This window comes from Streptomyces sp. NPDC053513 (assembly GCF_044544765.1).
Taxonomy (GTDB): Bacteria; Actinomycetota; Actinomycetes; order Streptomycetales; family Streptomycetaceae; genus Streptomyces; species Streptomyces litmocidini.
Genome location: NZ_JBITXP010000002.1, coordinates 371,242 through 391,484 on the forward strand (window position 1 = coordinate 371,242; position 20,243 = coordinate 391,484).

Below are 20,243 nucleotides of genomic sequence, written 5' to 3' on the forward strand. Positions count from 1 at the left end.
GAGGGTGCGGGAACCGGAACCAGGGGGGCCGGACACGAAGGAGCTCCTGCCATGGCCGCACACGCAGCGGTGCCCACGCGGCGCCGCGTCAGCACGAACGGCTGGGGACTCCCGGTCACGATCGGCGTCCTGTACGGGTTCTACGCGGAGGTGAACGCCCGCCACGGCGGTGGGCTCAGCTGGGGACAGTTCTGGCTGGGCCTCGTCTCCGCGGTCGTCCTCGCCGTCGCCCTGTACGCCCTCCGGCGGTACGGGCGCGCCCTGCCGCGCGAGGGTCGCGCCGTCGCGTGGGGCGCGTTGGCCGGCATCGCGGTCGGCTTCCTGTACAGCCTCTCGAACGCGAGCGTCTACTCGTCGGCGCTGTTGGGGTTGATCGTGGGGGTGGTGACCGCGGGCGCGGCGTTCTACCTCTTCTACACGCACGAGGACGCGGCGGGCCACCCGGCCCCGTGGTGACCTCCCCTGCCCTACGGCGCCCCCCGTTGTGGGCGCGCCCGCCGGGCGGTGCCCGCGCCCACCCCCGTTGTGGGCAGTCGTTCCGCTGGGGCGGAACGGGTGGGCACAACGGACCCGCGCCCTGCCGGCGCCCGAGGCTCCCGTGCCTGAACCCGCACCAGGTGTGCACCGCCGCTTTCGGTGCGGGTTCAGGCGCGGAACGCGGAGGCGCCGCTGAGGGCGCCGTCCCGTGTGCCCACCCGTCCCGCCCCAGCGGGACGATTGCCCACACGGGCAGGGGGAGCCGCCCACCCGGGCGCGGCCCGCACGGGGGTGGGCGGGGGCACCGCCCCGCCGGGCGCGGCCCGCGCGGCGGGCGGGCCGCCGGCCCGCACCGACCCGGTGGGGTGTCCCTCAGTTCAGGCGCAAGTCCGCCAGCTGCTGCTCGAAGGGGACGATCTCGTCGTCCTCGGGGCGACGGGCCGGCCTCCCCGCCACCACGTCCGCGAACTCGTTCCCCGCGCGGGTGATCCTGGCCGGCAGGCCCTCCGTGTACTCGTCGCCGCCGGTGCCCCAGTCCTCCGAGGCCGCGTAGACCGCGGTGGGGGAGACGGAGGCGCGGAGGTAGGCGAAGAGGGGGCGCAGGGCGTGGTCCAGGACCAGGGAGTGGCGGGCCGTGCCGCCCGTCGCGCCGATGAGGACCGGGGTCCCGGTCAGCGCCGCCGGGTCGATCAGGTCGAAGAAGGACTTGAACAGGCCGCTGTAGGAGGCGGTGAAGACGGGCGTCACCGCGATGACGCCGTCCGCCGACGTCACCTTCTCGATGGCCTCCTCCAGCGCCGCCGACGGGAATCCCGTCACGAAGTTCTTCGCGATGTCGACGGCCAGGTCGCGCAGTTCGACGACCTCGACGTCGACGGCGTACTCCTGCTCGGCCAGCCGGTACCGGGCCGACTGGAGAAGCCGGTCGGCGAGCAGCCGGGTGGACGAGGGCGCGCTGAGTCCGGCGGACACGGCGACCAGCTTCAACGTCTGCATGACGTCAGACCTCCTTCGAGGCGTTCGAGGCGTTCGAGGCGTTCGAGACGACCGCGGGGTGGAGCGGGGCGGTCTCCGGCACTCCGGCCGGCCGCAGGTTCGCGAACTCCTTGCGCAGCACCGGGACGACCTCCTCGCCGAGGATGTCGAGCTGCTCCAGGACCGTCTTCAGGGGCAGTCCGGCGTGGTCGACCAGGAACAGCTGGCGCTGGTAGTCGCCCACGTACTCGCGGAAGGACAGCGTGCGTTCGATGACCTCCTGCGGGGAGCCGACGGTCAGCGGGGTCTCGCGGCTGAACTCCTCCAGGCTCGGGCCGTGGCCGTAGACCGGAGCGTTGTCGAAGTACGGGCGGAACTCCCGTACCGCGACCTGCGAGTTCTTCCGCAGGAAGACCTGGCCGCCGAGGCCGACGATGGCCTGCTCGGGGGTGCCGTGGCCGTAGTGCGCGTACCGCTGCCGGTAGAGCCGGACCATCTTCTCGGTGTGCTGCTTGGGCCAGAAGATGTGGTTCGCGAAGAAGCCGTCGCCGTAGTAGGCGGCCTGTTCGGCGATCTCGGGGGAGCGGATGGAGCCGTGCCAGACGAACGGCGGGACGCCGTCGAGGGGGCGCGGGGTGGACGTGAAGCCCTGGAGGGCGCTGCGGAACTTGCCCTCCCAGTCGACCACGTCCTCCCTCCACAGCTTGTGGAGGAGCGCGTAGTTCTCGATGGCGAGCGGGATGCCCTGGCGGATGTCCTGGCCGAACCACGGGTAGACCGGGCCGGTGTTGCCGCGGCCCATCATCAGGTCCACGCGGCCGTCGGCGAGGTGCTGGAGGGTGGCGTAGTCCTCGGCGATCTTCACCGGGTCGTTGGTGGTGATCAGGGTGGTGGAGGTCGACAGGATCAGGTTCTCCGTGCGGGCGGCTATGTGCCCGAGGAGCGTCGTCGGGGAGGACGGGACGAACGGCGGGTTGTGGTGCTCGCCGGTCGCGAAGACGTCGAGCCCGACCTCCTCGGCCTTGAGCGCGATCGCGACGGTGTTCTTGATGCGCTCGTGCTCGGTGGGGGTGCGGCCGGTGGTGGGGTCGGTCGTCACGTCGCCGACGGTGAAGATCCCGAACTGCATCGTGCTCACCTCTCGCGGTTCCTTGCTAGTGGTTGAAGCTTAAACTATTACTTCGAACGGCGCGACCCCCCGCCGTATTCCGCCCGCCGTACCCTGGAGCGCATGACCGAGAAGACGGCCCCGTGACCGAGAAGACCCACGACAGTGAGCGCTGGAAGGAGCGGGGCGTGATGCTCCGCGTCTTCGTGTACGTCTTCGCCACCCACGCCTTCGCCGGCTTCGTCTGGCTCCTCTTCTACGTGGGGCAGAACGCCCAGAGGTGAGGCGGACTCGACCTCGTCCCGCGCGAAACCGGCTTGCTTGCGGTGCCCGATCGGTGACGCGATGTGAACGCATGTTCCCCTGGTCGCCGAGCGGGGTGGTGGCGGGGTGATCGGAGTACGGGCGTGCGGTGATCGTACGTACGGTGCTCGCGGAACGCTCGGCCGTGGTCTCGCACGGGCCGAGTCAGGCGGGTACCTGCGGGATGGGGGCGATCATGGATGTGGCCCGGTACACGTACCGGCTTCGCGTTTCGTCCACCGCACTGGCCGCGTTGCTGGCGGAGTGGGACCGGTGCCGCTGGGTCTGGAACGAGTGCGTCGCCAAGTCCAAGCACGTGTACGAGCGCAACAAGGCCACGGGCGAGAGGGGGACGTGCGGTCCAGCGCAGCTCGACAGGATGCTGACGCAGGCCCGCCGGCGTACTCCTTGGCTGCGCGAGGGGTCTTCGGTCCCACAGCAGCAGACCATCCGTGACTTCGGCGCCTCCCGCGCCAAAGCACAGAAGGACGTCAAGGACCGGCTGCCGACACAGCGGCGAGCCGGGATGCCCGGATACAAGAGGAAGCGGGATACCGACCCGAGTCTGAACTACACCCGACGTGGATTCCGTATCAAGAACGGCCGTCTGCGCCTGGCGGGCGGGATCGTGCTGAGGGTGGTGTGGTCGAGGGATCTTCCGGCCGATCCGTCCAGCGTGCGGGTGTACCGCGACGGTATCGGGCACTGGTACTGCTCGTTCGTCGTCCCCGCCCAGGTTGAACCGCTGCCGACGACCGGTCGGATGATCGGTGTCGACTGGGGCGTGACGGAGACAGCGACCACTACGTCCGATGCGCACGATCTGGTGCACGCCGAGCACGGCAAGAAGGCCCGGCCGAGGTTGGCGCAGTACGACCGGATGATGGCCCGGCGCAAGCCGAAGAAGGGCCGGGCCGCCTCGAAGGGATACCGCGAGGCGAAACAACTGCGTGCCAAGCAGTACAAGAAGGCCGCCCGTCGGCGAGAAGATACTGCACGCAAGTGGGCCAAGTGTGTGGTCCGTGACCACGACGCGATCGCTGTGGAGGACTTCCGGCCGAAGTTCCTCGCCAAGACGACCATGGCCAGGAAAGCCGCTGACGCCGCCATCGGCGCCACCAAGCAGGCCCTGATCGAGATGGGCCGCAAGCACGGCCGTGCCGTGCACCTTGTCCACCCCGCGTACACCACGATGGACTGCGCGCAGTGCGGAGCGAGAGCCAAGCACGCACTGCCGCTGGGAGAACGCACGTACACCTGCACCGCATGCGGAGCATCGTCCCCGAGGGACAAGAACTCCGCACGCGTGATGCTCGTCAGGGCTGGGCTGTGCCCTGCTGGCGTCGAGGGCATAAGACCTGGTGAGGCGCTGCCCCACCAGGCCGCCTGAGCCAGGAATTGCCTCCGTTCAAGGAGGGAAGCAGTCAAGTAGAGTCCCCGACGTGAACGCTGCGATATCGGTGGTGTCGGTCGTGGGGATCGGCGCGGACGGCTGGGACGGGCTCCCCGGGACCGCCCGCCGCGCCCTGCGCGCCGCCGAGGTCCTCCTCGGCGCCCCCCGCCAGCTCGGCCTCCTCCCGGAGGACGAATGCCCCGGCGAGCGGATCGCCTGGCCCTCCCCCCTCCGCCCCGCCGTCCCCGGACTGCTCGCCGCCCACCGGGGCCGCGCGATCGCCGTCCTCGCCAGCGGCGACCCCTCCTTCTACGGCATCGCCCGCACCCTCGCGGAGACCGTCGGCGCCGACCACCTCCGCGTCCATCCGCACCCGTCCTCCGTCTCGTACGCCTGCGCCCGCCTCGGCTGGCCCCTCGAAGCCGTCGAGACCCTCTCCGTCGTCGCCAGGCCGCTCGCCGCGCTCTCCGCCGCCCTGCACGAGGGCCGCCGCCTCCTCGTGCTCAGCGAAGGCGCCGACACCGCCGCGCGGGTCGCCGAACTGCTGCGCACGACCGGCTGGGGCGGCACCCGCGTCCGCGTCCTCGAACAGCTCGGCGGCCCCGCCGAGCGGATCCTCGACGGCACCGCCGCCGACTGGCCGCACGAGCGCACCGACCCCCTCAACGTCCTCGCCCTCGACTGCGCCCGCGACCCCGGCACCCTCCGGCTCGGCGCCGTGCCCGGACTCCCCGACGAGGCGTACGAGCACGACGGCCAGCTCACCAAGCGGTACGTGCGCGCCGCCACCCTCGCCGCCCTCGCCCCCGCCCCCGGCGAACTCCTCTGGGACGTCGGCGGCGGCTCCGGCTCCATCGGCGTCGAATGGATGCGGACCCACCGCTCCTGCCGGGCCGTCGCCGTCGAGAGGTCCTCCGAGCGGGCCGCCCGCATCACCCGCAACGCCGAGACCCTCGGCGTACCGGGCCTGCGCGTCGTCACCGGCCCCGCCCCCGCCTCGCTCACCGGGCTCCCGACCCCCGACGCGATCTTCATCGGCGGCGGCCTCACCGCCCCCGGCCTGCTCGACGCCTGCTGGGAGGCCCTGCCGTCCGGCGGCCGGCTCGTCGCCAACACCGTGACGCTGGAGTCCGAGGCGCTCCTCGCCCGGTGGTACGGCCGCCACGGCGGCGAACTCGTCCGGCTCGCCGTCTCCACCGCCGTGCCCGTGGGCGGCTTCACCGGCTGGCGCCAGGCCATGCCCGTCACCCAGTGGTCCGTAACGAAGGGTTCTCCACAGCAATGACCGTCTACTTCATCGGCGCGGGCCCCGGCGCGGCCGACCTGATCACCGTGCGCGGCGCGCGGACCCTCGCCGGGTGCGGGGTCTGCCTCTACGCCGGCTCCCTCGTCCCCACCGAGCTGCTCGCCGAGTGCCCGCCGGACGCGAAGCTCGTCGACACGGCGAAGATGGACCTCGACCAGATCGTCGCCGAGATCACCGCCGCCCACGAGGCCGGCCAGGACGTGGCCCGGCTGCACTCCGGCGACCCGTCCGTCTTCAGCGCCATGGCCGAACAGATGCGCCGCCTGGACACGGCCGGCATCCCGTACGAGGTCGTGCCCGGCGTCCCGGCCTTCGCGGCGGCCGCCGCCGCCCTGAAGCGGGAGCTCACCGTCCCCACGGTCGGCCAGACCGTCATCCTCACCCGCATCGCCCAGCAGGCCACCCCCATGCCGGAGGGCGAGGACCTCGCCACCCTCGGCCGCAGCGGCGCCCTGCTCGTCCTCCACCTCGCCGCGCGGTACGTCGACCGGGTCGTCGGCGAACTCGTCCCCCACTACGGCGCCGACTGCCCGGCCGCCGTCGTCGCGATGGCCAGCCGCCCGGACGAGGTGGTCCTGCGGGGCACCCTGGAGGACATCGCGGAGCAGACGAAGGCGGCGGGCATCACGAAGACGGCCGTCATCATCGTGGGCCGCACGCTGGGGGCGTCGGAGTTCCGCGACAGCCACCTGTACGACCCGGCGCGGGACCGCCACACCTGCTGACGCGCACGACACGACGGAGGCCGGACCCTTACGGGGGTCCGGCCTCCGTGCAGTCGCTACGGCTCAGGCGTTGGGCCGCTTGCCGTGGTTCGCCTTCTTCTTCTTGCGGGCCCGCTTCTTGTTGCCGCGCTTCGCCATGGGACTCCCTCTCGCTCGGGGACTCTGTCTGGGCAAGAGCCTAGGTTCGGGGCCGCGGGGCCGCATGTCGGTGCCAAGGGCTTGAATGGCCCCGTGACCGTTTACGACGTGGCCCGGGCGCTGCCGGGCATCGAGGAACTGCGCGACCACAGCCGAGGGCTCGCGATGCTGGACGCCGTGCTCTGCCCGGAGTGGGAGAGCCGTTACTACTCCTTCGACGCGCACTGGTCGGAGCGCGAACAGCTGGCGTCCATGAAGGACGGTCAGGGAGACGAGTACACGATCGTCCTCTCGCAGGCGGGGGCGTTCGCCCGCGTCTTCGCCCACGAGTCGATGCTGAGCCCGTTCGGGGAGCTCGCGGACGGGCAGACCTGGCCGGGGGTGCTCGACGGGGTGCCGGAGGCGTTCGCCGAGTACCTGACGGAGCCCGCGTTCACGGACGAGGACGGGGTGCACGTGACCACGGCCTGCCTGTGGCGCGAGCCGGCGGACACGGCCTGGCACACGGGCACGGTCGAGTACCCCGACGCGGGCGACGACCGCGAGGACCCGGACGGCTCCGGCCGCCTCCTCCACCTGCTCGTGGACCGCTCGGCGGAGGCGTACGCCGAATGGGCGTCGGACTACTACGAGACCCCGGTCGACCTGGAAGCCGTACGCCACGTCCTGGCCCTGCGCCCCCTCACGCCCGAGGTCGTCGCGACCCTCAACCCGGAGGTGGAGCTCGCCGACCTGGCCGAGGACATCGCGGAGATCGGCTACCCGACGGCCTGACGGTTCGCGGCCGCCCACTCCGGCGCCAGCACCGACATCACCGTCGCGTCCACCCGCTCCCCCTCCCACAGCAGCGCGCCCCGCAGGACGCCCTCCGCGCGGAAGCCCGCCTTCTCGTAGGCGCGGCGGGCGCGGGGGTTGAAGGCGTAGACCTCCAGCCAGATCCGGTAGAGGCCGAGCGCCTCGAAGCCGTGGCCGACGATCAGCCGGGTCGCCTCCGTGCCGAGGCCCCGGCCGACGGCGTCGGGGACGAAGGCGATCCGGAAGGCGCAGCTCTCGTTGTCCGGGTCCCACTCGTTGAGGACGGCCTCGCCGACGACCTTCCCCGTGGCTCGCTCGACCACGGCGAGGTCGAGCCGGTCGTCCTGCGCGCCCCGGGAGCCGTACCACTTCAGGAGCGCCGCCTCGTCGTGCGAGACGTGGCCGCCGGTCAGCCGGGTGACCTCCGGGTCCTCGAACAGCGGCAGCAGCGCGGGCACGTCCGCCTCGGTGACGGGGCGGAGGACCACCAGGTCACCGGTGAGGGTGGGCTTGTGCGAGAAGTCGGTCATCCCCGGATTCTCGGCGGGCGACCGCCGCGCTGTCGCCCGGATTACGACCCCGCCGGGCCCTTGGGCTCCGACCGCCCCACGACCGTCCCCGCCCGGTCGATGCAGATCACGTCCACCGCGACCGGCGCGCCCCGCAGGACGGACAGGGCCTCGTCGCGGGCGCGGGCGGCGACGAGGTCGCCCAGGGGTACGCCGGCGGCCTCGCAGAGGCGGAGGGCGGCGAGGCCGGTGTTGGCGTCGGCGATCTCGGCGGCGAGGGCCTCGGAGGCGCCGCCCGTGCGGGCCAGGTCGGCGAGGAAGGCCTTGTCGACCTGGGAGCGGGCCGAGTGGAGGTCCAGGTGGCCGGCGGCCAGCTTGGAGAGCTTGGCGAAGCCGCCGCAGATGGTGAGCCGGTCGACGGGGTGACGGCGGATGTACTTGAGGACGGCGCCCGCGAAGTCGCCCATGTCGAGGAGGGCGATCTCCGGGAGGTCGTAGATCCCGGTGACGGTCCGCTCGGACGTCGATCCCGTGCAGCCGGCGACGTGGGTGAGGCCGCCCGCGCGGGCCACGTCGACGCCCCGGCGGATGGAGTCGATCCAGGCGGAACAGGAGTACGGGACGACGACGCCGGTCGTGCCGAGGATCGACAGGCCGCCGAGGATGCCGATGCGCGGGTTCCAGGTGGAGCGGGCGATCTCGGCGCCGTCGTCGACGGAGATCGTGATCTCGACGTCGCCGGGGGCGTGGTGCGCGGCCGCCACCGCGGCGACGTGCTCGCGCATCAGCCGCCGGGGCACGGGGTTGATGGCGGGTTCGCCGACGTCCAGGGGGAGGCCGGGCAGGGTGACGGTCCCGACGCCCTCCCCGGCCCGGAACACGACGCCGGAGCCGGGCGGCAGGAGCCGTACCGTCGAGCGGATCACGGCCCCGTGGGTGACGTCCGGGTCGTCGCCGGCGTCCTTGACGACGGCGGCCATGGCGGCACCGGCCGTCAGGGACTCGGCGGTCAGCGCGAAGGACGGCGTCTGCCCCTTCGGGAGCGTGATGGTCACCGGGTCCGGGAAGTCGCCGGTGAGCAGCGCGGTGTACGCGGCGGTGGTGGCCGCCGTCGCGCAGGCACCGGTCGTCCATCCCGGGCGGAGACCGGTGTGCTTGAGTTGGGCCTCACGCCCGCCGCCTGACGTCACGAAGGGGCTCCTGTGCACGTACTCGTTCTCGGCGGGACCACCGAGGCCCGCGCCCTCGCCGGACTGCTGCACGGCCGGGTCCGGGTCACCAGCTCCCTCGCGGGCCGGGTGGCGAGCCCCCGGCTGCCGGCCGGGGAGGTCCGGATCGGCGGGTTCGGCGGGGTCGACGGCCTCGTGGAGTGGATGGCGGGGCACGCCGTGGACGCGGTCATCGACGCCACCCATCCCTTCGCCGAGCGGATCAGTTTCAACGCGGCCCGGGCGGCCGCCACCGCCCATGTTCCCCTGTTGGCGCTGCGCCGTCCCGGCTGGGCCCCGGGGGAGGGCGACGACTGGCGTTCGGTGGGCTCCCTGGAGGAGGCCGCGACGGCCCTGGACGGTCTGGGCGACCGCGTCTTCCTGACGACCGGCCGGATGGGCCTCGCGGCCTTCGCCGCCTGTCCGCAGTGGTTCCTGGTCCGCTCGGTGGACGCCCCGGACGCCCCCGTGCCGTCCCGCACCGAGGTCCTCCTCGACCGGGGCCCCTTCACCCTGGACGGCGAACGCGAACTCCTGGCCCGGCACCGGATCGACGTGGTGGTGACGAAGGACAGCGGCGGCGCGGCGACCGCCCCGAAACTGACGGCGGCCCGCGAGGCGGGCCTCCCGGTCGTGGTGGTCCGCCGCCCGCCGGTCCCGTCCGGCGTCCCGGTGGCGGCGACCCCGGAGGAGGCCGCCGCCTGGGTCGCTACCCGGTGACGGGCGTGCCGGGCCCGGTGGTCTCGACCCGGTTCGGCTTCGGGTCGTCCCAGCGGATCCGGTCGTTCGAGGTGGCGACGGCGATCACGGTGCGGAGGACGCTCGGTGCTCAGCCGTACCGCCGCGGCGTCCACGCGATCGTGCGCCCGTCGCCCCGTTCGACCGCGCGCGTCTGCGAGGAGCCGATCAGGAGGAGGGTGCGCATGTCGACCTCGGAGGGGTCCAGGGCCTTGAGGGTGAGGACGCGGACCGACTGCTCCGGGCCGCCGACGTCGCGGGCGACGACCACCGGGGTCTCGGGGGCGCGGAGTTCGAGGAGGAGGTCGCGGGCGGCGGCCACCTGGTGGGTGCGGGACCTGGAGCCCGGGTTGTAGAGGGCGATGACCAGGTCGGCGGACGCGGCGGCGCGGAGGCGGGCCTCGATGACGTCCCAGGGCTTGAGGCGGTCGGAGAGGGAGATCGTGGCGTAGTCGTGGCCGAGCGGGGCGCCCGCCGCCGCTGCCGCCGCGTTCGCCGCGGTCACCCCCGGGAGGACCCGTACGGGCACGTCCGCGTACTCCGGTTCGCAGGCGACCTCCAGGACCGCCGTCGCCATGGCGAAGACCCCCGGGTCGCCGCCGGAGACGACCGCGACCTTCCGGCCGCGCCGGGCCAGGTCGAGGGCGAACTCGGCGCGCTCGGACTCGACCTTGTTGTCGGAGCCGTGCCGGATCTGGCCGGGGCGCAGGACGGGGACCCGGTCGAGGTAGGTGGTGTAGCCGACGAGGACGTCGGCGTTGACGAGCGCGCCGCGCGACTCGGGGGTGAGCCAGGGTGCCCCGGCGGGCCCGGTGCCGACGACGGTGACCTCGCCCCGTTCCCGTACGGGAGGCTCCTGGTCGATGCGGGAGGGGAGGACGGCCACCGAGAAGTACGGGACGGAGCCGGGGTCGACCTCCGCCAGCCGCTCCGTCCGCTCGCCCGTCATGAACGCCCGCTCCACGTAGCGCGCGTCGTCCAGGCGGCCCGCCCGCTCCAGGGCCCGCTTCACCGTCGGGAACGTGCGGCCCAGCTTCATCACGACCGCCGAGTCGGTGCCCGCGAGGCGGGCCGTCAGCTCGTCCTCCGGCAGGGTGCCGGGGATGATCGTGAGGACCTCCTCCGCCTCGCACAGCGGCTCGCCGAGCCGGGCGGCGGCGGCGCTCACCGAGGTGACGCCGGGGATGACGGTCGTGTCGTAGCGGTCGGCGAGCCGCTTGTGCATGTGCTGGTACGAGCCGTAGAAGAGCGGGTCGCCCTCGGCGAGGACGGCGACGGTGCGGCCGGCGTCGAGGTGGGCGGCGAGGCGGGCCGAGGCCTCCTCGTAGAAGTCGTTCAGGGCGCCCCGGTAGCCGCCCGGGTGGTCCGTGGTCTCCACCGTGAGCGGGTACATCAGCCGCTCCTCGACGTGGTCCTCGCGGATGTGCTCGGCGGCGATGGAGCGGGCTATCGAGCGGCCGTGGCGGGCCGAGTGGTAGGCGATGACGTCGGCCTCGGCGATCGCCTTCACGGCGGCGACGGTCATCAGGTTCGGGTCGCCGGGGCCGAGGCCCACGCCGTACAGCTTGCCGGGCGTCACGGTGGTCATGCCTGGATCTCCTGGATCTCCGCTTCGTGGGCGAGGGCGTTGATCGCGGCGGCCGTCATCGCGCTGCCGCCGCGCCGGCCCCGTACGACCAGGTAGTCGAGGCCGAGGGTGTTCTCGGCGAGCGCGTCCTTCGACTCGGCGGCGCCGATGAAGCCGACCGGGATGCCGAGGACGGCGGCGGGCTTCCCCGCGCCCTTCGCGATCATCTCCAGGAGGTGGAAGAGGGCGGTCGGGGCGTTGCCGATGGCGACGACGGAGCCTTCGAGGCGGTCCCGCCACAGTTCGAGCGCGGCGGCGGAGCGGGTGGTGCCCAGCTCGGCGGCGAGGCCCGGCACGGCCGGGTCGGAGAGGGCGCAGAGCACCTCGTTGTCGGCGGGCAGCCGCTTGCGGGTGACGCCGCTGGCCACCATCTGCGCGTCGCAGAGGATGGGCGCGCCGTCGCGGAGGGCGGCGCGGGCGTTCGCGACGACCTGCGGCGAGTACGCGATGTCCTGCACGAGGTCGGTCATGCCGCAGGCGTGGATCATCCGGACCGCCACCTGGGCGACGTCGGCGGGCAGGCCCGCGAGGTCCGCCTCGGCGCGGATCGTGGCAAAGGACCGGCGGTAGATCTCCGTCCCGTCCTTCTCGTAGTCGAACATCCTGTTGCTCTCGCTCATCTCGTGTGGGTCGGCAGGCTGCGGGCCGTGGTCACTGCTTCGGGCAGGGAGGTACGGGGGGTGGGGACGCCGTCCACCAGGTAGGTGTCGTCGCCGGTGGCGAGGACGTCGACCCAGGTGCCGTGCGGGTGCCCGCAGCGGCGCTCGCACCCGGAGAAGTGCACGGGCAGCGGCCCCGCGGGTGCGGCGAGGGCGTCGGTCCTGACGTCGGCGAGGGACTTGGCGCAGCCGGGCCTCCCGGTGCAGGCGCTGACCCCGACGGAGGGCAGGTCGGGCCGGGTGACCAGGCCGTGCGCCTCCAGGTCGGGCAGCCGGTCGGCGCGGGCCCCGACGGCGACCACTCCGCGCCAGGGCGTGAACCGCAGCTCGTCGGCGCCGTCGGCCAGGGCCCGCAGCTGCGCCGCGGTCAGCCGGCCGAGGGGGGCGAGGACGTGCAGGGCGCGCTCGCCGAGCGGTCCGGGCGCGGGCGGCGGGGAGGCGGGAAGCGGCGGTACGGGTACGGGCTCCGCCGTGATCCCGGCCCGCGCGAGGGCCCCGGCCCAGTCGGGAACGTGCCCGTCGGGCAGTTCGCGCGGCCGCCAGGCCCCGTTTCCGGCGGCCTCGGCGGCGTCGAGGAACGCGAGGGCGGCGGTGAGGGCGGCCCGTACGGCGACGGCGGTCGCGGGGACGCCGGCGGACGCGGGGACGACGGCGGTGTCGGCTGCGGTGTCGCCGTCGGCGGTGTCGTCGTCTTCGGCGGCGAGGCGGAAGGCCTCCGGGCCGAGCCGCAGCAGGACCGATCCCTCCGGTCCTGCGATCAAGCTCACATCGCCGCCGAGTCCGGCGACGTCCCCGCGTCCGTCGTCGAGGACGAACAGGAAACGTCCCGAAAGGGACGCGGCCCGGGGCTCGGCGCACAGGGCGGCGTCCAGGGCCCGCGCCCACAACTGCACGTCCGCGTGGCCGAGTCCGTCGAGTCCCGCGCCGGGCGAGGCCACGATGTTGCGGACGCGCTCGTGGGTGGGGGAGGGCAGCAGGCCGGCCCCGGCCAGGAGAGCCGCCAGGTCCGCCCCGCAGCCCTCGCCGAGACCGCGCAGCTCCGCGTTGCCGCGCGAGGTGATGCTGATCCGCCCGTCGCCGAGGGACTCGGCGGCATGGGCCAGGAGATCGGCCTGACGCGCCGTCAACCTGCCTGCGGGCAGGCGCAGTCGGGCGAGGCGGCCGTCGTCGGCGGGGTGCAGGCGCAGCGCCCCGGGGCAGGCGTCGCCACGGTCCCGTATGCGAGCTTCGCCCGGTTCGGGCGTCGGGGGTGGGGTGGGCGGCATGGCGGCGAGCATACCCACGGGGAACCGGCTGACCACCGGGTGTGATCCGGCCGACTCCCCGGTTCCCCCCGGCCCGGAGACGGCACGATCTAGGATGCAGATCGGCATGGGGTCCCAGGACCCCGGGGAGGAAGCCCGGTGAGAATCCGGCGCGGTCCCGCCACTGTGAGCTGCCCCCGTCCGTTCGGGGGCGGTGAGTCAGGAACTCCCGCCGTCCACACGACCACCCGGGGCGCGGACAACCCCGAGGAAGGGCCTGAGCTCGCCATGCTCCTGCTGCTGTCGCACTCCGACACCGACCTGCTCAGCGCCCGCGCGGCCGGAGGTCCGGTGGAGTACCGCTTCGCCAACCCCGCCCGCCTCCCCCTCGCCGACCTCCCGGCCCTCCTCGACGGCGCCGACCTGGTCGTCGTCCGCCTCCTCGGCGGCGTCCGCTCCTGGCAGGAGGGCCTGGACACGGTCCTCGCCGCCGGAAAGCCGGTCGTCGTCCTCAGCGGCGAGCAGGCCCCCGACGCCCAGCTCATGGAGGCCTCCACCGTCCCGATCGGCGTCGCCACCGAGGCCCACGCCTATCTGGCGCACGGCGGCCCGGCCAACCTGGAGCAGCTGGCCCGCTTCCTCTCCGACACCGTCCTGCTCACCGGCCACGGCTTCGACACCCCGGCCGCCGCCCCCACCTGGGGCCCCCTGGAGCGGACCCCCGGGGCCGACGCGACCGGCCCGACCGTCGCCGTGCTCTACTACCGCGCCCACCACATGAGCGGGAACACCGCCTTCGTCGACGCCCTCTGCGGGGCGATCGAGGACGCCGGCGCCCGGGCCCTCCCGCTGTACGTGGCGTCCCTGCGCGCCCCGGAGCCGGAGCTGCTCGACCGCCTCCGTACGGCCGACGCGATCGTCACCACCGTCCTCGCCGCCGGCGGCACCAAGCCCGCCGAGGCCCAGGCCGGCGGCGACGAGGAGGCCTGGGACGCGGGCGCGCTCGCCGCGCTCGACGTGCCGATCCTCCAGGCCCTGTGCCTGACCGGTTCGCGGTCCGCGTGGGAGGAGAACGACGAGGGCCTCTCCCCGCTGGACGCCGCCAGCCAGGTCGCCGTGCCCGAGTTCGACGGCCGGCTCATCACCGTCCCCTTCTCCTTCAAGGAGATCGACGAGGACGGTCTGCCCGCGTACGTCGCCGACGCCGAGCGCGCGGCCCGCGTCGCCGGGATCGCCGTCCGGCACGCCCGGCTCCGCCACATCCCGAACGCCGAGAAGAAGCTGGCGCTCGTCCTCTCCGCGTACCCGACGAAGCACTCCCGCATCGGCAACGCCGTCGGCCTCGACACCCCCGCCTCCGCCGTCGCGCTCCTGCGCCGTCTGATCGCCGAGGGCTACGACTTCGGGCCCGTCGAAGACCTCCCCGGCCTGGTCTCCGGCGACGGCGACGAGCTGATCTACGCCCTCATCGAGGCCGGCGGCCACGACCAGGACTGGCTGACCGAGGAGCAGCTCGCGAAGAACCCGGTCCGCATCCCGGCCGCCGACTACAAGCGCTGGTACGCGACGCTGCCCGCCGAACTCCGCGAGCAGGTGGAGGAGCACTGGGGCCCCGCGCCCGGCGAGATGTTCCTCGACCGCTCCCGCAACCCGGAGGGCGACATCGTCCTCGCCGCCCTGCGGCGCGGGAACCTCCTGATCCTCATCCAGCCGCCGCGCGGCTTCGGCGAGAACCCGATCGCGATCTACCACGACCCCGATCTCCCGCCGTCCCACCACTACCTGGCCGCCTACCGCTGGATCGCCGCCCGCGCCGAGGACGGCGGCTTCGGCGCCGACGCCATGGTCCACCTCGGCAAGCACGGCAACCTGGAGTGGCTGCCCGGCAAGAACGCCGGCCTGTCCGCCGCCTGCGGCCCCGACGCGGCCCTCGGCGACATCCCGCTGATCTACCCGTTCCTCGTCAACGACCCGGGCGAGGGCACCCAGGCCAAGCGGCGCGTCCACGCCACCCTCGTCGACCACCTGGTGCCGCCGATGGCCCGCGCCGACTCGTACGGCGACATCGCCCGCCTGGAGCAGCTGCTCGACGAGTACGCGCAGATCAGCTCGATGGACCCGGCGAAGCTCCCGGCCATCCGCGCCCAGATCTGGACCCTGATCCAGGCCGCCAGGCTCGACCACGACCTGGGGCTCGAAGAGCGGCCCGAGGACGACGGCTTCGACGACTTCCTGCTGCACGTCGACGGCTGGCTGTGCGAGGTCAAGGACGCCCAGATCCGCGACGGCCTGCACGTTCTCGGCGGCGCGCCGGAGGGCGAGGCCCGGGTCAACCTGGTCCTCTCCATCCTCCGCGCCCGCCAGATCTGGGGCGGCACGCAGGCGCTGCCCGGCCTGCGCGAGGCCCTCGGCCTCGACGAGTCGGCCGCGACCCGCACCACCGCCGACGAGGCGGAGGCGAAGGCGCGCGAGCTGGTCGAGGCGATGGAGGCCGCCGACTGGGCGGTGGACGCGATCGACACGGTCGCCGCCGCGTACGGCCCCGAGGTCCGCGAGGTGCTGTCCTTCGCCGCCCTCCAGGTCGTGCCGCGCCTCGCCGCCACCACCGACGAGCTGGCCCACGCCGTGCACGCCCTGAACGGCGGCTTCGTGCCCGCCGGCCCGTCCGGCTCCCCGCTCCGGGGCCTGGTCAACGTCCTGCCGACCGGCCGCAACTTCTACTCGGTCGACCCGAAGGCCGTGCCGTCCCGGCTCGCCTGGGAGACCGGCCAGGCGCTCGCGGACTCGCTGCTGACGCGCTACCGCGAGGACAACGGCTCGTGGCCGACCTCCGTCGGCCTCTCCCTGTGGGGCACCAGCGCGATGCGCACCGCCGGCGACGACGTCGCCGAGGCGCTCGCCCTCCTCGGCGTCCGCCCGCTGTGGGACGAGGCCTCCCGCCGGGTCAACGGCCTGGAGCCCATCCCGCTCGCCGAGCTCGGCCGCCCGCGCGTCGACGTGACGCTGCGCATCTCGGGCTTCTTCCGCGACGCGTTCCCGCACGTCATCGGCCTCCTCGACGACGCCGTACGGCTGGTGGCGGGCCTGGAGGACGAGTCCGCCGCGGACAACCACGTCCGCGCCCACGCGCAGGCCGACCTCGCCGAGCACGGCGACGAACGGCGCGCCACCACCCGCATCTTCGGCTCCCGCCCCGGCACGTACGGCGCGGGCATCCTCCAGCTGATCGACTCGCGCGACTGGCGCACGGACGCGGACCTGGCGGAGGTCTACACCGTCTGGGGCGGCTACGCCTACGGCCGGGGCCTCGAAGGCCGGCCGGCGCGGGCCGAGATGGAGACCGCGTACAAGCGGATCGCGGTCGCCGCGAAGAACACGGACACGCGCGAGCACGACATCGCCGACTCCGACGACTACTTCCAGTACCACGGCGGCATGGTCGCGACCGTCCGCGCGCTGACGGGCACCGCCCCCGAGGCGTACATCGGCGACTCGACCCGCCCCGAGACCGTCCGCACCCGGACGCTGGTCGAGGAGACCTCCCGGGTCTTCCGGGCGCGCGTGGTCAACCCGCGCTGGATCGAGGCGATGCGCCGCCACGGCTACAAGGGCGCGTTCGAGCTGGCGGCGACCGTCGACTACCTCTTCGGGTACGACGCCACGACGGGTGTCGTCGCCGACTGGATGTACGACAAGCTCACCCAGGAGTACGTCCTCGACGAGACGAACCAGGCCTTCCTCAAGGAGGCCAACCCGTGGGCCCTGCACGGCATCGCGGAACGCCTCCTGGAGGCGGAGTCGCGGGGCATGTGGGAGAAGCCGGATCCGGAGACGCTGGCGGAGCTGCGGCGGGTGTTCCTGGAGACGGAGGGCGACTTGGAGTCCGACGACTAGTCCCCACACCCGGGCCGAGCCCTGCGGGACGGCGCCCCGCCACGCCCGTGCGGGCTGCGCCCGCGCCCGCCGGGGCGGTGCCCCCGCGTGTGGGGCCCGCGCCCGTGCTGGGCGTTGCCCCCTGCCCGTGCGGGCCGCGTCCGGCGGGGCGGTTCCCACCCGCCGTGTGGGCAATCGTCCCGCTGGGGCGGGACGGGTGGGCACACGGGACGGCGCCCTCAGCGGCGCCTCCGCGTTCCGCGCCTGGACCCGCACCACGAGCGCGGTGCACCTGAGGCGCGGGTCAGGGCGCGGGAGCCTAGGCCCGGCAAGGGCGCGGGTCCGTTGTGCCCACCCGTTCCGCCCCAGCGGAACGACTGCCCACAACGGGGTGGGCGGGGGCACCGCACCGGCGGGCGCAGCCCACAACGGGGGGCGCGGGGGTGGGCGCCGTCCCGGCGGAGCGACTGCCCACAACGGGGGGCGCCGCCCCGGCGGGCGCGGCCACAACGGTGGGGCACCGCCCCGCGGGCGCGGTCACAACGGTGGGGCACCGCTCGGTGGGCGGGCGGAGTTCGAGGCGGTGGCCCCGGAAGCCGGAGCGCAGGCGGCGGTCGTGGCTGACGATCACCAACGTGCCCCGATAGCCCGCCAGCGCCGCCTCCAGTTCTTCCACCAGCCCCGGCGCCAGGTGGTTGGTCGGCTCGTCCAGGAGCAGCAGGTCGGCCGGCGCGGTCACGAGCCGCGCCAGTTCGAGCCTGCGGCGCTGGCCGGCCGACAGGCGGGACACCGGGACCGTCAGGTCCCGGGCGGCGAAGAGTCCGAGGGAGAGCAACTCCTCCGCGCGCTCCTCGCCGAAGGCCTCGCTCACCGTACGGGGGTCGGTGGGCGGGGCCATGTCCTGCCGGAGCAGCCCCACCCGGGCGGGTGCCCGCACCGTGCCGGCGTCCGGGGCGAGTTCGCCCGCGAGCACCTTCAGGAGGGTGGTCTTGCCGGCGCCGTTGGGGCCGGTCACGAGGAGCCGTCCGCCCGGCTCCAGGTGCAGGGCGTCCAGGTGGAGCCGTCCGTCGACCCGTATGCCGGTCAGGTCGACCGCCGCGCCCTCGCCCGCCAGGTCCGCGCGGAAGCGGAGCGGCTCGGGCGGCGGTGGCACGGGGTGCTCGGCGAGCCGGGCGAGCCGCTCGCGGGCGGCCCGGATCCTGCTCATCGCGCCGTGCGCCCGTGACCGGGCCCGGAAGGCGCCCGCCCCGCTGAACGCCGCCGGGGCCTTGCGGGGGATCGCCGAGAACCGGTCGATGTTCGTGTCGGCCAGGGCCCGGTACCGGGCGAGCTCCTCCTTCCACTCCTCGTACTCCCGCTGTCGGCGGGCCCGTTCGGCGGCGCGCCCGGTGAGGTATCCGCGGTAGCCGTCGCCGTACCGCCGCACGGTGTGGCGGTCCTCGTCGACCTCCAGGACGGCGGTGGTGACGCGGTCGAGGAAGGCGCGGTCGTGGGAGACGGCGACGACCGTGCCCCGGTGGGTGCGCAGCCGTTCCTCCAGCCAGGTCACGGCCTCGTCGTCGAGGTCGTTCGTCGGCTCGTCGAGCAGCAGCAGTTCGGGGTCGGCGGCGAGGACGCCGGCGAGGGCGAGCCGGGACCGCTGCCCGCCGGAGAGCGTTCCGAGCGGCCGGTCCCGGTCGAGCGGGCCGGGCTCGCCGAGTCGCCGCAGGACGGTCTCGACGCGCCGGTCGGCCTCGGCGCCGGCCCGCGCCTCGTAGGCGGCGAGCAGTTCCGCGTACGAGGCGAGGGCGGCGTCCGGAGCGGTGCCGGTGCCGGTGTCCGTGGCGGACAGTTCCGCCTCCGCCGTACGGATCGCCCGCTCCAGCTCCCGTATCTCCACGAGCGCGTGGTCGACGGCGTCGCCGACGGTCGCGTCCGCGGGGAGGTCGAGGGTCTGGGCGAGGTGGCCGAGTCCGCCGGGGGCTTCGACGGTCACCGTGCCGTTGTCCGGGGTCTCCAGGCCGGCGAGGAGCCGGAGGAGGGTGGACTTGCCCGAGCCGTTGTCGCCGACGACGCCGAGGCGTTCGCCGGGGCGGACGGTGAACGAGACGCGGTCGAGGACGGTCCGGCGGTGGACGTGCCGGTCGTCGTACCGCCGGGTGACGTCGATGAATCGGGCACGGAACAAGGGCGACCTCCTGCCGTCGGGGACACAGTCGCGAGACGTGGCGTCTCGTTTCGGTGAGAGTACGGCATGGCGGGAGGCCTTGCAAGACGAGACGTCTCGTTTTGTCGGAGGGGGGTGTCAGGCGGAGGCTATGCGCAGGACCAGGGCCGCCGCCGAGACCAGGGTGAGGACCGCCGCCGGTGCCAGCTCGAAGTCCTTCACGCGCAGGTGGGAGATGACGGCGCCGGCGAAGTAGAGCACCAGGCCCGCCGCCGCGGCCTGGCCGAGCGCCGGAACGAAGAGCCCCGCGACCAGGCCGAGCGCGCCCGCCGCCTTCGCGGTCGCGAGCCACGGCAGCGCTCCCTCCGAGACGCCCACCTTGGTCATGTTGCCGACGACCTGCGGGTTCTTGGTGAAGGTCATGAAGGCGGAGCCGAGGGAGGCGAGGGCGAGCAGGCCCGCCACGACGGCGTAGGCGATGAACATGGAGGTGCTCCAATGGTCTGGGGACGACAACCGTTGAAGGGTAACAACGATTTATCTCGCTCCACAATTGGCTTGTTGTTACGGTGGACGACATGGCAGCTCTTCCGACCGACCGCCTCGGCTTCCTCCTCTCCTTCCGCGGAGAGCTCACCGGCGCGCGCATCCGCGCCGCCCTGGGCGTCGCCGGACTGCACCCCCGCAACGCGATGACGCTGATGCAGCTCGCCCCCGGCGCCACGAGCCAGCGCGAGCTCGCCGTCGCGATGGAGATCGACCCGAGCCAACTGGTCGCGATCCTGAACGAGTTGGAGGCGGCCGGGCTCGCCGAGCGCCGCCGTGACCCGGCCGACCGGCGCCGCCACATCGTCGAGATCACCCCGGCCGGCGCCGCCGCCCTGGAGCGCGTCGACGAGGCCGTGCGCGAGGCCGAGCGGGAGCTCTTCGGCGACCTCACCGAGACGGAACAGGCCCTCCTGCGCGGCCTGTTGAACCGTGTCGTCGTGGACCCGGCCGTCCACGAGTGTGGCGAGTAG

At 73.8% G+C, this 20,243-nt stretch carries 18 protein-coding genes, 1 pseudogene and 1 riboswitch; of the genes and pseudogenes, 9 read left to right on the top strand and 10 right to left on the bottom strand.

Annotated features, from left to right (window positions below; all coding sequences use genetic code 11):
* Window positions 1-51 precede the first annotated feature (51 nt).
* On the top strand, window positions 52-456 hold the full coding sequence (locus ACIGW4_RS04895) for a hypothetical protein (RefSeq protein WP_123453383.1): 405 nt from the start codon (window positions 52-54) through the stop codon (window positions 454-456).
* Between the two features lie 393 nt (window positions 457-849).
* On the opposite strand, the gene ACIGW4_RS04900 is transcribed toward ACIGW4_RS04895, so the two are convergent.
* Entirely contained in the window at window positions 850-1,473 is a 624-nt protein-coding gene (locus ACIGW4_RS04900) for an FMN reductase (protein ID WP_123453381.1), read from the bottom strand.
* A 4-nt stretch (window positions 1,474-1,477) separates the two neighbouring features.
* Window positions 1,478-2,581, bottom strand: coding sequence for an LLM class flavin-dependent oxidoreductase (locus tag ACIGW4_RS04905; protein ID WP_399578681.1), 1,104 nt, complete (start codon window positions 2,579-2,581; stop codon window positions 1,478-1,480).
* A 122-nt stretch (window positions 2,582-2,703) separates the two neighbouring features.
* On the opposite strand from ACIGW4_RS04905, the gene ACIGW4_RS04910 reads away from it, so the two are divergent.
* From ACIGW4_RS04910 to cobM, 4 genes are all read left to right on the top strand, one after another.
* A complete protein-coding gene (locus ACIGW4_RS04910; protein WP_398708106.1) occupies window positions 2,704-2,844 on the top strand; it encodes a DUF6126 family protein in 141 nt (46 codons plus the stop codon).
* A 203-nt stretch (window positions 2,845-3,047) separates the two neighbouring features.
* A complete protein-coding gene (locus ACIGW4_RS04915) occupies window positions 3,048-4,253 on the top strand; it encodes an RNA-guided endonuclease InsQ/TnpB family protein (protein WP_399578683.1) in 1,206 nt (401 codons plus the stop codon).
* A 52-nt stretch (window positions 4,254-4,305) separates the two neighbouring features.
* Window positions 4,306-5,541, top strand: coding sequence for a precorrin-6y C5,15-methyltransferase (decarboxylating) subunit CbiE (cbiE, locus tag ACIGW4_RS04920; RefSeq protein WP_399578514.1), 1,236 nt, complete (start codon window positions 4,306-4,308; stop codon window positions 5,539-5,541).
* Window positions 5,538-6,287, top strand: a complete 750-nt coding sequence (cobM, locus tag ACIGW4_RS04925) for a precorrin-4 C(11)-methyltransferase (protein ID WP_399578516.1) — start codon at window positions 5,538-5,540, stop codon at window positions 6,285-6,287. Before cbiE ends, cobM begins: the two co-directional genes overlap by 4 nt.
* A gap of 63 nt (window positions 6,288-6,350) precedes the next feature.
* Here the strand turns inward: cobM and ACIGW4_RS04930 are convergent, their stop codons facing one another.
* On the bottom strand, window positions 6,351-6,425 hold the full coding sequence (locus ACIGW4_RS04930) for a 50S ribosomal protein bL37 (protein ID WP_099895366.1): 75 nt from the start codon (window positions 6,423-6,425) through the stop codon (window positions 6,351-6,353).
* Between the two features lie 93 nt (window positions 6,426-6,518).
* On the opposite strand from ACIGW4_RS04930, the gene ACIGW4_RS04935 reads away from it, so the two are divergent.
* A complete protein-coding gene (locus ACIGW4_RS04935) occupies window positions 6,519-7,199 on the top strand; it encodes a hypothetical protein (RefSeq protein ID WP_398708110.1) in 681 nt (226 codons plus the stop codon).
* On the opposite strand, the gene ACIGW4_RS04940 is transcribed toward ACIGW4_RS04935, so the two are convergent.
* Both ACIGW4_RS04940 and ACIGW4_RS04945 read right to left on the bottom strand, forming a co-directional pair.
* Entirely contained in the window at window positions 7,184-7,750 is a 567-nt protein-coding gene (locus ACIGW4_RS04940; protein ID WP_399578519.1) for a GNAT family N-acetyltransferase, read from the bottom strand. The genes ACIGW4_RS04935 and ACIGW4_RS04940 overlap by 16 nt on opposite strands.
* A gap of 41 nt (window positions 7,751-7,791) precedes the next feature.
* Complete coding sequence (locus ACIGW4_RS04945) at window positions 7,792-8,919, bottom strand: cobalt-precorrin-5B (C(1))-methyltransferase (RefSeq protein ID WP_398708114.1); 1,128 nt, start codon at window positions 8,917-8,919, stop codon at window positions 7,792-7,794.
* A gap of 12 nt (window positions 8,920-8,931) precedes the next feature.
* Between ACIGW4_RS04945 and ACIGW4_RS04950 the strand changes: the two genes are divergently transcribed.
* Window positions 8,932-9,657 carry a cobalt-precorrin-6A reductase gene (locus ACIGW4_RS04950; RefSeq protein WP_398708116.1) on the top strand — a complete coding sequence of 242 codons (726 nt, stop codon included), beginning with the start codon at window positions 8,932-8,934 and terminating at the stop codon, window positions 9,655-9,657.
* Between the two features lie 109 nt (window positions 9,658-9,766).
* Here ACIGW4_RS04950 and cobJ read toward each other — a convergent pair whose 3' ends face one another.
* The 3 genes from cobJ to ACIGW4_RS04965 are packed head-to-tail and all read right to left on the bottom strand — an operon-like array spanning window position 9,767 to window position 13,238.
* Window positions 9,767-11,263, bottom strand: a complete 1,497-nt coding sequence (cobJ, locus tag ACIGW4_RS04955; RefSeq protein ID WP_359586726.1) for a precorrin-3B C(17)-methyltransferase — start codon at window positions 11,261-11,263, stop codon at window positions 9,767-9,769.
* The gene (locus tag ACIGW4_RS04960) at window positions 11,260-11,922 is read right to left on the bottom strand and encodes a precorrin-8X methylmutase (RefSeq protein WP_398708118.1); all 663 of its coding nucleotides are present in this window, start codon (window positions 11,920-11,922) and stop codon (window positions 11,260-11,262) included. Before ACIGW4_RS04960 ends, cobJ begins: the two co-directional genes overlap by 4 nt.
* Window positions 11,919-13,238, bottom strand: a complete 1,320-nt coding sequence (locus tag ACIGW4_RS04965; protein ID WP_399578685.1) for a cobalamin biosynthesis protein CobG — start codon at window positions 13,236-13,238, stop codon at window positions 11,919-11,921. Before ACIGW4_RS04965 ends, ACIGW4_RS04960 begins: the two co-directional genes overlap by 4 nt.
* A gap of 79 nt (window positions 13,239-13,317) precedes the next feature.
* A riboswitch (cobalamin riboswitch) is annotated at window positions 13,318-13,453 on the top strand.
* Between the two features lie 40 nt (window positions 13,454-13,493).
* Here ACIGW4_RS04965 and cobN point away from each other — a divergent pair.
* Complete coding sequence (cobN, locus tag ACIGW4_RS04970) at window positions 13,494-17,099, top strand: cobaltochelatase subunit CobN (RefSeq protein ID WP_399578522.1); 3,606 nt, start codon at window positions 13,494-13,496, stop codon at window positions 17,097-17,099.
* A 550-nt stretch (window positions 17,100-17,649) separates the two neighbouring features.
* Here the strand turns inward: cobN and abc-f are convergent.
* Together abc-f and ACIGW4_RS04980 are read right to left on the bottom strand one after the other, a co-directional pair.
* A pseudogene (gene abc-f, locus ACIGW4_RS04975) lies at window positions 17,650-19,245 on the bottom strand (ribosomal protection-like ABC-F family protein); the annotation flags it as partial.
* 117 nt (window positions 19,246-19,362) lie between these two features.
* Window positions 19,363-19,710, bottom strand: coding sequence for a DoxX family protein (locus ACIGW4_RS04980; protein ID WP_359586729.1), 348 nt, complete (start codon window positions 19,708-19,710; stop codon window positions 19,363-19,365).
* Between the two features lie 92 nt (window positions 19,711-19,802).
* Here ACIGW4_RS04980 and ACIGW4_RS04985 point away from each other — a divergent pair, with 92 nt between their 5' ends.
* Window positions 19,803-20,243: a MarR family transcriptional regulator gene (locus ACIGW4_RS04985; protein WP_359586730.1), complete on the top strand. Its 441-nt coding sequence runs from the start codon at window positions 19,803-19,805 to the stop codon at window positions 20,241-20,243.

Excerpts from the sequence above, each read along its gene's own strand:
- ACIGW4_RS04895 (WP_123453383.1), top strand. The coding sequence starts at position 52 with ATGGCCGCACACGCAGCGGTGCCCACGCGGCGCCGCGTCAGCACGAAC.
- cobJ (WP_359586726.1), bottom strand. The coding sequence starts at position 11,263 with ATGACCACCGTGACGCCCGGCAAGCTGTACGGCGTGGGCCTCGGCCCC.
- ACIGW4_RS04915 (WP_399578683.1), top strand. The coding sequence starts at position 3,048 with ATGGGGGCGATCATGGATGTGGCCCGGTACACGTACCGGCTTCGCGTT.
- ACIGW4_RS04940 (WP_399578519.1), bottom strand. The coding sequence starts at position 7,750 with ATGACCGACTTCTCGCACAAGCCCACCCTCACCGGTGACCTGGTGGTC.
- ACIGW4_RS04985 (WP_359586730.1), top strand. The coding sequence starts at position 19,803 with ATGGCAGCTCTTCCGACCGACCGCCTCGGCTTCCTCCTCTCCTTCCGC.
- ACIGW4_RS04900 (WP_123453381.1), bottom strand. The coding sequence starts at position 1,473 with ATGCAGACGTTGAAGCTGGTCGCCGTGTCCGCCGGACTCAGCGCGCCC.
- ACIGW4_RS04980 (WP_359586729.1), bottom strand. The coding sequence starts at position 19,710 with ATGTTCATCGCCTACGCCGTCGTGGCGGGCCTGCTCGCCCTCGCCTCC.
- cobN (WP_399578522.1), top strand. The coding sequence starts at position 13,494 with ATGCTCCTGCTGCTGTCGCACTCCGACACCGACCTGCTCAGCGCCCGC.
- ACIGW4_RS04905 (WP_399578681.1), bottom strand. The coding sequence starts at position 2,581 with ATGCAGTTCGGGATCTTCACCGTCGGCGACGTGACGACCGACCCCACC.
- ACIGW4_RS04965 (WP_399578685.1), bottom strand. The coding sequence starts at position 13,238 with ATGCTCGCCGCCATGCCGCCCACCCCACCCCCGACGCCCGAACCGGGC.
- cobM (WP_399578516.1), top strand. The coding sequence starts at position 5,538 with ATGACCGTCTACTTCATCGGCGCGGGCCCCGGCGCGGCCGACCTGATC.
- ACIGW4_RS04960 (WP_398708118.1), bottom strand. The coding sequence starts at position 11,922 with ATGAGCGAGAGCAACAGGATGTTCGACTACGAGAAGGACGGGACGGAG.